Source organism: Pseudoalteromonas sp. OANN1 (assembly GCF_024124685.1).
Classification (GTDB): domain Bacteria; phylum Pseudomonadota; class Gammaproteobacteria; order Enterobacterales; family Alteromonadaceae; genus Pseudoalteromonas; species Pseudoalteromonas piscicida.
This window is the reverse complement of sequence record NZ_JAMXSE010000018.1, coordinates 107,985-120,060: the sequence shown is the minus strand read 5'-3', so window position 1 is coordinate 120,060 and position 12,076 is coordinate 107,985. Positions and strand designations below refer to the sequence as shown.

The 12,076-nt window shown below is 45.3% G+C and carries 6 protein-coding genes; all 6 read right to left on the bottom strand.

Going from position 1 to position 12,076, the window contains the following annotated elements; translation table 11 throughout:
• Positions 1–208, bottom strand: a 208-nt coding sequence (locus NH462_RS15395) for a GTP-binding protein (protein WP_239360500.1), incomplete at its 3' end; no start/stop codon positions are given.
• A gap of 57 nt (positions 209–265) precedes the next feature.
• Positions 266–2,380, bottom strand: coding sequence for an elongation factor G (gene fusA, locus NH462_RS15390; RefSeq protein WP_045962194.1), 2,115 nt, complete (start codon positions 2,378–2,380; stop codon positions 266–268).
• A 27-nt stretch (positions 2,381–2,407) separates the two neighbouring features.
• On the bottom strand, positions 2,408–2,878 hold the full coding sequence (gene rpsG, locus NH462_RS15385) for a 30S ribosomal protein S7 (RefSeq protein WP_010376219.1): 471 nt from the start codon (positions 2,876–2,878) through the stop codon (positions 2,408–2,410).
• Positions 2,879–2,979: 101 nt separating this feature from the next.
• A complete protein-coding gene (gene rpsL, locus NH462_RS15380; RefSeq protein ID WP_010367657.1) occupies positions 2,980–3,354 on the bottom strand; it encodes a 30S ribosomal protein S12 in 375 nt (124 codons plus the stop codon).
• 350 nt (positions 3,355–3,704) lie between these two features.
• Positions 3,705–7,886 carry a DNA-directed RNA polymerase subunit beta' gene (rpoC, locus tag NH462_RS15375; protein WP_253106446.1) on the bottom strand — a complete coding sequence of 1,394 codons (4,182 nt, stop codon included), beginning with the start codon at positions 7,884–7,886 and terminating at the stop codon, positions 3,705–3,707.
• Positions 7,887–7,995: 109 nt separating this feature from the next.
• A complete protein-coding gene (gene rpoB, locus NH462_RS15370; protein ID WP_017219219.1) occupies positions 7,996–12,021 on the bottom strand; it encodes a DNA-directed RNA polymerase subunit beta in 4,026 nt (1,341 codons plus the stop codon).
• Positions 12,022–12,076 lie beyond the last annotated feature (55 nt).

Here is a 12,076-nt window from a genome sequence, read left to right as displayed (position 1 = left end):
ACTCAACGTGTGAAGTTGAGATTGTGATACCACGCTCACGCTCTTCTGGAGCGTTATCGATTGATGCGAAGTCTTTTGCTGTACCACCGTATACTTTTGCAAGTACGTTAGTGATTGCTGCAGTTAGTGTAGTTTTACCGTGGTCAACGTGGCCGATAGTACCAACGTTTACGTGCGGTTTTACGCGTTCAAACTTTTCTTTTGCCATTTTCAAATTTCCTATAAAGAAATTAAAGTCCAGCCCTAAGACCGGACCGAACTAAAATTACTTAACAGCGCGAGCTGCAATTATTGCATCAGCTACGTTTTTAGCCGCTTCAGCATACTTTAGGAATTCCATAGAGTACGATGCGCGCCCTTGTGTAGCGGAGCGTAAGTCTGTTGCATAACCAAACATTTCAGAAAGCGGGACCTGAGCATTAATTTGCTTCGAGCCACCAAATGCTTCTTCCATGCCTTCAATTATGCCACGACGACGATTTAAGTCGCCTACTACATCACCCATGTTTTCTTCAGGGGTGATTACTTCTACTTTCATGACAGGCTCAAGTAGAACCGGACTTGCTTCTAGCGCGCCCTTTCTAAAGCCCATCGAACCTGCGATCTTAAACGCCATCTCGTTTGAGTCAACATCGTGGAACGAGCCATCAAACAGGGTAGCTTTAACACCCAATAGCGGATAACCGGCAAGAACACCTTGCTTCATCTGCTCTTGAATACCTTTATCAACCGCTGGGATATACTCTTTTGGTACTGTACCACCTACGATTTCGTTAACGAATTCGTATATTGGCGCATCATCATCAGAGACATCCATTGGTTCTAGCTTCAACCAAACGTGACCATATTGACCACGACCACCAGATTGACGCACAAACTTACCTTCAGCTTCAACAGAAGCTCGGATAGTTTCGCGGTATGCAACCTGAGGCTTACCAACGTTACACACAACGTTAAACTCACGCTTCATACGATCGACAATGATATCTAAGTGAAGTTCACCCATACCAGAGATAATCGTCTGACCAGATTCTTCGTCCGTTTCTACACGGAATGAAGGATCTTCTGCTGCAAGTTTACCAAGCGCAACGCCCATTTTTTCTTGGTCAGCTACTGTTTTAGGTTCTACTGCGACTGAGATTACAGGCTCAGGGAACTCCATACGTTCTAACGTAATTGGGGCATCTTGAGCACAAAGTGTATCACCAGTAGTTACATCTTTTAGGCCGATAGCAGCCGCGATGTCACCCGCATGAACTTCTTTAATCTCTTCACGCGAGTTAGAGTGCATTTGAACAATACGTCCAAAACGCTCTTTTTTACCTTTAACAGGATTTAGTACCGAATCACCTTGGCTAACTTTACCAGAGTAAACTCGGAAGAAAGTAAGTGTGCCAACGAATGGATCGGTTGCGATCTTAAATGCAAGCGCCGCAAACGGTGCATCATCGTCAGCTTCACGCGTATCTTCGGTTTCGTCTTCTAAGACACCTTGGATAGCTTTTACTTCAGTAGGCGAAGGCATGAATTCAATCACAGCGTCAAGCACAGCCTGAACACCTTTGTTCTTGAATGCACTACCTGTCGTCATTGGCACAATTTCATTGGCCAATGTGCGTTGGCGAAGGGCTGATTTAATCTCTTCTTCGCTCAACTCACCATCTTCAAGATATTTTTCCATTAGCTCTTCAGAAGCTTCTGCAGCGCTCTCAATTAGATGAGAACGCCATTCTTCAGCAAGCTCAAGAAGATCTGCAGGGACCTCTTCATAGTTGAAAGTCATCCCCTGGTCTTCTTCATTCCAGTTAATCGCTTTCATCTTGATAAGGTCAATAACACCTTTAAATTCATCTTCAGCACCAATTGGTAGCTGAATAGGCACAGGTGTAGCACCGAGACGTTTTTTAACTTGTTCAACAACAGACAAGAAATTAGCACCCGTACGATCCATCTTATTGACGAAAATCATACGTGGTACTTCGTATTTATTTGCCTGACGCCAAACGGTCTCAGTTTGCGGTTGCACACCTGATGAAGCACATAACACAACAACAGCACCATCAAGTACGCGCAATGAACGCTCTACTTCGATAGTAAAATCTACGTGTCCTGGAGTATCGATGATGTTTACACGATGCTCATCAAACTGAGCATCCATCCCTTTCCAGAAACACGTCGTTGCAGCAGAAGTGATCGTGATACCACGCTCTTGCTCCTGCTCCATCCAGTCCATAGTTGCGGCACCGTCATGTACCTCACCAATCTTATGAGAAAGACCAGTATAGAAAAGTACGCGCTCGGTCGTAGTTGTTTTACCCGCATCTACGTGAGCACATATACCAATGTTACGGTAGCGCTCAATCGGAGTTGTCCGTGCCATAATATCCTCTTAAAGGGTGTTAGCAGATTACCAACGGTAGTGAGCGAATGCTTTGTTCGCTTCAGCCATACGGTGAACGTCTTCACGTTTCTTAACCGCAGTGCCTTTGTTTTCAGCAGCGTCGATCATCTCTTGAGCAAGACGAAGACCCATTGATTTTTCGCCACGCTTACGTGCAGCTTCAACCAACCAACGCATACCTAGTGCGTTACGACGCACTGGACGTACTTCAACTGGTACTTGGTACGTTGAACCACCAACACGGCGAGATTTAACCTCTACCTGTGGGCGAACGTTATCAAGTGCAGATTCAAAGATTTCTAGGTGCGACTTGCCTGATTTTTCAGCAGCCACGTCTAGCGCACCATATACGATTTTTTCAGCAGTAGATTTCTTGCCGTCAAGCATTACTACGTTAACGAATTTAGCAAGAAGCTCTGATCCGAACTTCGGATCTGGAAGAATTTTACGTTGACCTATTACGCGTCTTCTAGGCATTTTCTTTCTCCGGTATCTTCAGGTCCGTGCTAAACACGGATTCCCAAAACAATATATAAAAATTTAAAACTTAAGTGCTTGGCCTTACTAACGGAGAACCATTAGCCCTTAGGACGTTTTGCACCGTACTTAGAACGAGCCTGTCTACGGTCGTTTACGCCTGCACAGTCAAGTGCACCACGAACAGTGTGGAAACGCACACCTGGTAAGTCTTTAACACGACCACCACGGATTAGGATTACACTGTGCTCTTGTAGGTTGTGACCTTCACCACCAATGTATGAAGTTACTTCGAAACCGTTAGTTAAACGTACACGCGCTACTTTACGTAATGCAGAGTTTGGTTTCTTAGGTGTTGTTGTATATACACGAGTACATACACCACGCTTTTGTGGACAAGCTTTAAGAGCAGCAGAGTTGCTCTTTGTAACCTTGCTACGACGTGGCTTACGCACTAGCTGGTTAATAGTTGCCATTAAATAGCTCCTGAATTAATAAATTACTACTGAAAAATAAAATCTTACCATTTAGGTCAAATCCAATTTTCTTGAACGACTAAAATGGGTGGCCGAATTTTAATGACCAAAGTTTAACCTGTCAACCAAAAGTCGTCATCAGCGCTAAGTAAATGCATGCAATTCGGATGGTTTTGTCTGCGAAGCTATTGAAAGTTAACAAAAGTTAGCGATTGCATTGAAAAACCTTTGTTGCAGTATACATATTGATGTGACGCTTTGATGGCAATTCGACCAGCGAGTTAAAAAGGCATAAAAAAACCGCTGTATTCACACAGCGGTTTTTCAATTAATTCGCTAAATGGCGAGGATTACTCGTTGCCACCTAGTAAATCAGCGTTTAGTGCATCTGTTAGCGCTTGAGTCGCCTCTTCAGCACTTACTGTTTGCTCTTCAACAGCTGCTTCACCTTGCTTACGACGGTTGATGCGCTCTTCATGGTATGCGAAACCTGTACCCGCTGGGATCAAACGACCCACGATTACGTTTTCTTTCAGACCACGTAGCTCATCGCTCTTACCGTTAACCGCAGCTTCGGTTAGAACACGTGTTGTTTCCTGGAACGATGCCGCAGAAATAAACGATTCAGTCGCAAGTGACGCTTTAGTAATACCCATTAGTTGGATTTCAAACTTAGCTGGGATCTTACCTTGCATTTCTAGTTCACGGTTAGCGATGTTTACACGTGCAACTTCAGCTTGCTCGCCTACTAGGAATTCACTGTCACCACCATCAAGGATGATACACTTACGAAGCATCTGACGAACGATAGTCTCAATGTGCTTATCGTTAATCTTTACGCCCTGTAGACGGTATACTTCTTGTACTTCGTTAGTGATGTAGTTAGATACATCAGTAACACCACGTAGACGTAGGATGTCGTGCGGAGACTCTGGACCATCGGCGATTACTTCACCTTTAGCCACTTGCTCACCTTCGAACACGTTAAGCTGACGCCATTTCGGGATCATCTCTTCGTATGCATCACCCTCTTCCGGTGTGATCACAAGACGTTTCTTACCTTTAGTCTCTTTACCGAAGCTAACGGTACCTGTGATTTCTGCAAGAATTGCAGGATCTTTTGGCTTACGCGCTTCGAATAGGTCAGCAACTCGAGGTAGACCACCCGTGATGTCACGAGTCTTCGAACCTTCTTGTGGAATACGAGCCAATACCGAACCAGGTAGTACTGTTGCACCATCTGTGATTTCAATCGTTGTGAATGAAGGTAGACGGATCTCTTGAAGACCACGTTCTTCGTTCTCAATGATTAGTTTAGGCTCTTTCGCGTTTACTTTCGCAAGATCCTTAACAACCACACGTGTTAGACCAGTTAATTCATCAGTCTGTGCTTCAGTGTTTGAATCATCGATATCACTGAACGATACTTTTGACTCATGTTCAATGATGATTGGGTGGCTATGCGGGTCCCAAGTAGCAACAATGTCGTTACCTTTAACGTCAGCACCATCTTGTACAGTTAATACTGCACCGTAAGGAACTTTATAACGCTCTTTCTCACGGCCGTGCTCATCGATTATCGTGATCTCAGTTGAACGAGATGTGATAACGATTTTGCCATCAGCATTGATTACAAACTTCGCATTGTGAAGTTTCAGATTACCATTGTTCTTAACTTGAACACTGTTCTCTGCAGAAGCTCGTGATGCCGCACCACCGATGTGGAATGTACGCATCGTAAGCTGTGTACCCGGCTCACCGATTGACTGTGCCGCGATTACACCAACTGCTTCACCAGGGTTGATGATGTGGCCACGTGCCAAGTCACGACCATAACAGTGTGCACACACACCAAAGTCGTTTTGGCAGGTGATTACAGAACGTACTTTAACTTCGTCTACTGAGTGCTCTTCTAGAAGGTCACACAGTTTTTCGTCAATCATTACGTTACGTGCAACAAGTACTTCAGTGGTACCTGGCTTACATACATCTTCAGCAACAACACGACCTAATACGCGCTCACGAAGCGGCTCTACAACGTCACCACCTTCAATTAGCGGCTTCATTACTAGACCTTCTTCGGTACCACAGTCTGATTCATTGATAACCAAATCTTGTGCTACGTCTACTAGACGACGAGTTAGGTAACCCGAGTTTGCTGTCTTAAGTGCCGTATCCGCTAGACCCTTACGCGCACCGTGCGTCGAGATAAAGTACTGTAGTACGTTTAGACCTTCACGGAAGTTCGCTGTAATTGGCGTTTCGATGATTGAACCATCTGGACGTGCCATTAGACCACGCATACCCGCTAGCTGACGGATCTGAGCAGCACTACCACGAGCGCCTGAGTCTGCCATCATAAACACAGAGTTAAATGACGGTTGCTCTTCTTCGTTACCTTCAGCGTTGATAACCGTTTCTTTTGAAAGGTTAGCCATCATCTCGCGAGAAAGGTTTTCGTTTACACGTGACCAGATATCGATAACTTTGTTGTATTTCTCACCGGCAGTTACAAGACCTGATTGGAACTGTTGGTTGATTTCTGCAACTTCAGCTTCCGCACGATCGATGATCTCACCTTTAGTTGGTGGGATTACCATGTCATTGATACCGATAGAAACACCTGACTTCATCGCGTAGTGGAAACCGGTATACATCACTTGGTCAGCAAAGATAACTGTATCTTTAAGACCTAGACGACGGTAACACTCGTTAAGAAGACCAGAAATTTGTTTCTTACCCAGTGGTTTGTTGATCAGTTCAAACGGCAAGCCTTCAGGGATATTCAATGAAAGGATTGCACGACCTACTGTCGTATCTACTAGGTGAGTTAACGTGCCGCGCTCACGTGTTTCTTCGTCGATAGTCACTTCTGTGATACGCACTTTAACACGAGCGTGAAGCTCAGCAGCACCTACACGGTATGCTTTTTCAGCTTCTTTAGCATCTTTAAATACTAAACCTTCACCTTTACCGTTGATACGATCGCGAGTCATGTAGTAAAGACCTAGTACAACGTCCTGTGAAGGAACGATGATTGGTTCACCGTTAGCTGGTGCTAGGATGTTGTTGGTAGACATCATCAATGCACGCGCTTCCAACTGCGCTTCAAGCGTCAGTGGTACGTGAACAGCCATTTGGTCACCATCGAAGTCAGCGTTATACGCCGCACACACTAGCGGGTGTAGGTGAATCGCTTTACCTTCGATAAGTACAGGTTCGAATGCTTGGATACCTAGACGGTGAAGTGTTGGCGCACGGTTAAGTAAAACCGGGTGCTCACGGATAACTTCGTCTAGTACGTCCCAAACCTCTGGTACTTCACGCTCAACCATCTTCTTCGCAGCTTTGATGGTTGTCGCCATACCACGGCGCTCTAGTTTACCGTAGATAAATGGCTTGAATAGCTCAAGTGCCATCTTCTTAGGTAGACCACACTGATGTAGTTTCAGCGTAGGACCAACGGTGATAACAGAACGGCCTGAGTAGTCAACACGCTTACCTAGAAGGTTTTGACGGAAACGACCTTGCTTACCTTTGATCATGTCAGCAAGCGACTTCAGTGGACGCTTGTTAGAACCTGTAATTGCACGGCCACGACGACCATTATCAAGTAGCGCATCAACCGCTTCTTGAAGCATACGCTTTTCGTTACGTACGATGATGTCTGGTGCAGCTAGGTCTAGAAGACGCTTCAAACGGTTGTTACGGTTGATCACACGACGGTAAAGGTCGTTCAGATCTGAAGTCGCAAAGCGACCGCCGTCTAGTGGTACTAGTGGACGTAGATCTGGTGGAAGAACCGGTAGCACGCTCATTACCATCCACTCAGGGTTGTTACCTGATTGGTGGAACGCTTCCATTAGTTTAAGGCGCTTAGTGATTTTCTTACGCTTAGTTTCAGAGTTGATTGTTGGCAACTCTTCACGCATTTCAGCGATTAACTGACCAAGGTCTAGGTCACGAAGTAAATCAAGTACAGCTTCTGCACCCATCTTCGCTTCGAACTCATCACCGTGCTCTTCAAGTGCATCTAGGTATTCTTCTTCACCTAGTAGCTGACCGCGCTCAAGCGTAGTCATACCAGGCTCAGTAACCACGAATGATTCGAAATAAAGTACGCGCTCGATATCACGAAGCGTCATGTCTAGCATTAGGCCGATACGTGACGGAAGTGATTTCAAGAACCAAATATGCGCAACTGGACTAGCCAGCTCGATGTGACCCATACGGTCACGACGTACTTTTGTTAGCGTTACTTCAACGCCACACTTTTCACAGATAACACCACGGTGCTTCAAGCGCTTGTATTTACCACACAAACACTCGTAATCTTTTACTGGGCCGAAGATACGGGCACAGAATAAGCCATCACGCTCAGGCTTGAAAGTACGGTAGTTGATTGTCTCAGGTTTCTTTACTTCACCGTAAGACCATGAACGCACCATGTCTGGCGAAGCAAGACCAATGCGAATTGCATCGAATTCTTCGGTCTTATTTTGTTGCTTCAGAAACTTAAGTAAGTCTTTCACCTTAGCTCTCCTGTCGGAGGTTAATCTTGAGGGCAAGCCACGCTCACCCCTACATTCTTTTCAGTCCGGTTGCAGTTATGCAACGCCGCAGCGCACTGCGGCGGTCGGATTAAATTTCTTCCAACTCGATGTTGATACCTAGCGAGCGGATTTCTTTCAACAGTACGTTGAACGACTCAGGCATACCCGGTTCCATCTTGTGGTTACCGTCTACGATGTTCTTATACATCTTAGTACGACCGTTAACGTCATCCGACTTCACTGTCAACATTTCTTGTAGCGTGTAGGCAGCACCATATGCTTCTAGTGCCCATACCTCCATCTCACCGAAACGCTGACCACCGAACTGTGCCTTACCACCCAGCGGCTGCTGAGTAACTAGGCTGTAAGAACCTGTTGAACGCGCGTGCATCTTGTCATCAACAAGGTGGTTCAGTTTCAGCATGTACATGTAGCCTACTGTTACTTGACGCTCAAATGCATCACCAGTACGACCATCATATAACGTTACCTGACCACTTCTTGGATAACCACCAAGCTCTAGCATGTCTTTGATTTCAGCTTCACGTGCACCATCAAATGCTGGTGTTGCGATTGGAAGACCACCTTTAAGGTTATCTGCCAAGCGACGGATTTCATCATCAGAGAAGTTAGCAATATCTACTTTCTGACGGCAGTCACCGATTTCGTAAGCTTTCTTGATGAATTCGCGTAGCTCGTGAATTTCACGTTGCTCTTTCATCATTTCTTCAAGACGTTCACCGATACCACGAGCAGCTAGACCCATGTGAGTTTCTAGGATCTGACCGATGTTCATACGAGATGGTACACCCAGTGGGTTAAGTACGATATCTACAGTACGACCTTTATCATCGTAAGGCATGTCTTCAACAGGAACGATAGTTGAGATTACACCCTTGTTACCGTGACGACCCGCCATCTTATCACCAGGTTGGATACGACGTTTAACAGCTAGGTATACTTTAACAATCTTAAGTACGCCAGGCGCTAGGTCATCACCTTGAGTGATCTTACGACGCTTGTTCTCGAAACGCTTATCGTAGTCAGCTTTAAGCTCGTCATACTGTGCAGCTAGTTGCTCAAGCTCTGCTTGATGCTCTTCATCAGCAAGGCTTTGTGTTAGTAGCTTCTCAGTGTTAAAGCCAGCAAGCTGTTCTTCACTCATACCTGATTTAATCAGTAGGTTACGAGCGTGAGTCAGGATACCGCCTTCAAGGATTCTGAACTCTTCGTTGAAGTCTTTCTTCGCTTCGCGAAGCTGCATATCTTCAACTTCTAGTGCACGTTTGTCTTTTTCAACACCATCACGCGTAAACACTTGTACGTCGATAACCGTACCAGATACAGAGTTAGGTACACGTAGTGAGCTGTCTTTAACATCAGACGCTTTTTCACCGAAGATAGCACGTAGTAGCTTTTCTTCAGGTGTTAGCTGCGTTTCACCTTTAGGCGTTACTTTACCTACAAGGATGTCGCCGCCTTTCACTTCAGCACCGATATATACAACGCCTGATTCGTCAAGCTTACCTAGTGCAGACTCACCTACGTTTGGAATATCCGCAGTGATTTCTTCTGGACCAAGCTTAGTATCACGAGCAATACACTGAAGCTCTTGAATGTGGATAGTCGTTAGACGATCTTCTTTTACAACATTCTCTGAAAGTAGGATTGAATCCTCGAAGTTGTAACCATTCCAAGGCATGAACGCTACGCGTAGGTTCTGACCAAGTGCTAAGTCACCTAGGTCTGTTGAAGGACCATCAGCAAGCACGTCACCACGTACCACCGGCTCACCAACCATACAAGTTGGTTTCTGGTTGATACACGTGTTTTGGTTTGAACGTGTGTACTTAGTTAAGTTATAGATGTCGATGCCCGCTTCACCTTGGATGCGCTCATCTTCATTAACGTTAACAACAATACGGCTCGCATCAGCATACTTAACGATACCGCCACGCTTAGCAACGATTGTTACACCAGAGTCTTTCGCTAGTGTACGCTCAATACCAGTACCAACTAGCGGCTTATCAGCACGTAGTGTAGGTACAGCTTGACGTTGCATGTTCGATCCCATCAATGCGCGGTTCGCGTCATCGTGTTCTAGGAATGGGATAAGCGCTGCAGCCACAGAGATTACCTGCTGTGGAGATACGTCCATATACTGGATGCTGTCGCTTGGCATAAAGGTTGATTCACCTTTAAAACGACATGGAATCAATTCTTCAGCAAATTGGTTGTCATCAGTTAGCGTTGTATTCGCCTGTGCGATAACGAACTGACCTTCTTCTATTGCTGATAGGTAATCAACATCGTCAGTAACGATACCGTCTACTACTTTGCGGTATGGAGTCTCTAAGAAACCATAGTCGTTTGTACGCGCGTAAGTAGATAGCGAGTTGATTAGACCGATGTTTGGACCTTCAGGCGTTTCGATAGGACAAACACGACCGTAGTGCGTTACGTGTACGTCACGTACTTCGAAGCCAGCACGCTCACGAGTTAGACCACCCGGACCTAATGCAGAAATACGACGCTTGTGCGTTACTTCTGAAAGCGGGTTGTTCTGGTCCATAAATTGTGAAAGCTGTGAAGAACCAAAGAATTCTTTTACTGCTGCAGAGATTGGCTTAGCGTTGATCAAATCCTGTGGCATAACGTTATCTAGGTCACCAAGACTTAGACGCTCACGTACTGCACGTTCAACACGTACAAGACCTACACGGAATTGGTTTTCAGCCATTTCACCTACAGAACGGATACGACGGTTACCTAAGTGGTCGATGTCATCAACATCGCCTTTACCGTTACGGATGTCGATCAATACCTTCATCACGCTCACGATATCTTCTTTAGATAGCGTACCGTTACCCTCATCTGAATCATAACCAACACGGCTATTGAACTTCATACGACCAACCGTTGAAAGGTCGTAGCGCTCTTCAGAGAAGAATAGGTTATCAAATAACGCTTCTGCAGCTTCTTTTGTTGGTGGCTCACCAGGGCGCATCATGCGATAGATTTCTACCAATGCTTCTAGGCGATTGTTAGTAGAATCAACACGTAATGTCTCTGACATGTACGCACCGCTGTCTACTTCGTTGATGTAAAGCGTATCGATCTTTGAGTGACCCGCTTTCACCAATTCAGCCATAAGCTCTAGTGATAGTTCAGTGTTCGCTTCTGCAATCACTTCGCCTGTTGATTCGTCGATATAGTTTTTAGCAACAACACGACCGATGATGTACTCATGCGGTACTTCAAGAGTGTCGATGCCTTGCTTTTCGATGCTCTTAATGTGGCGTGCAGTAATACGACGGCCTTTTTCAACCAATACGTCACCGTTTGCATCTTTAATATCAAATGCAGCGGTTTCACCACGTAGGCGTGAAGGCACAAGTTCCATCAACACTTTGCCATCTTTTACTTCGAAACTTGTCGTTTCAAAGAATAGTGCCAAGATTTCTTCTGAAGTGAACTCTAGTGCACGTAAGATGATAGATGCTGGTAGTTTACGGCGACGGTCAATACGAACGTAAAGGTTATCTTTAACGTCGAATTCAAAGTCAAGCCATGAACCACGGTAAGGGATCACACGTGCGTTATATAACACTTTACCAGATGAGTGTGATTTACCACGGTCGTTATCAAAGAATACACCAGGTGAACGGTGTAGCTGAGAAACGATAACACGCTCAGTACCATTGATTACAAAAGTACCGGTGTCTGTCATGAGCGGGATTTCGCCCATGTAAACTTCTTGCTCTTTTATGTCTTTGACTGTGCCAGGTGCATCTTTGTCCATTAGCACAAGACGTAGTTTAACGCGAAGTGGAGCAGAATATGTCACACCGCGAATTTGACATTCTTTAACGTCAAATACTGGCTCGCCAATACGATAACTGACGTATTGAAGTTCAGAGTTGCCCGAGTAGCTCTTGATAGGGAATACAGAACGGAAAGCAGCTTCCAATCCAGTATCGCCATCGGCATCAGGCGCAATGAACTTATCGAACGATTCCAACTGCATTTGCAGTAGGAAAGGTATGTCCAAAACCTGTGGACGTTTACCAAAATCCTTACGGATACGTTTCTTTTCAGAATAAGAGTAAGCCATGGGGTTCCTCAGCTTGCTGATCTTTGACCCAACCTGTCCAAAATTGAACAGACTT

Coding starts and splice junctions, on each gene's coding strand:
- fusA (WP_045962194.1), bottom strand. CDS start 2,380: ATGGCACGGACAACTCCGATTGAGCGCTACCGTAACATTGGTATATGT.
- rpsG (WP_010376219.1), bottom strand. CDS start 2,878: ATGCCTAGAAGACGCGTAATAGGTCAACGTAAAATTCTTCCAGATCCG.
- rpsL (WP_010367657.1), bottom strand. CDS start 3,354: ATGGCAACTATTAACCAGCTAGTGCGTAAGCCACGTCGTAGCAAGGTT.
- rpoB (WP_017219219.1), bottom strand. CDS start 12,021: ATGGCTTACTCTTATTCTGAAAAGAAACGTATCCGTAAGGATTTTGGT.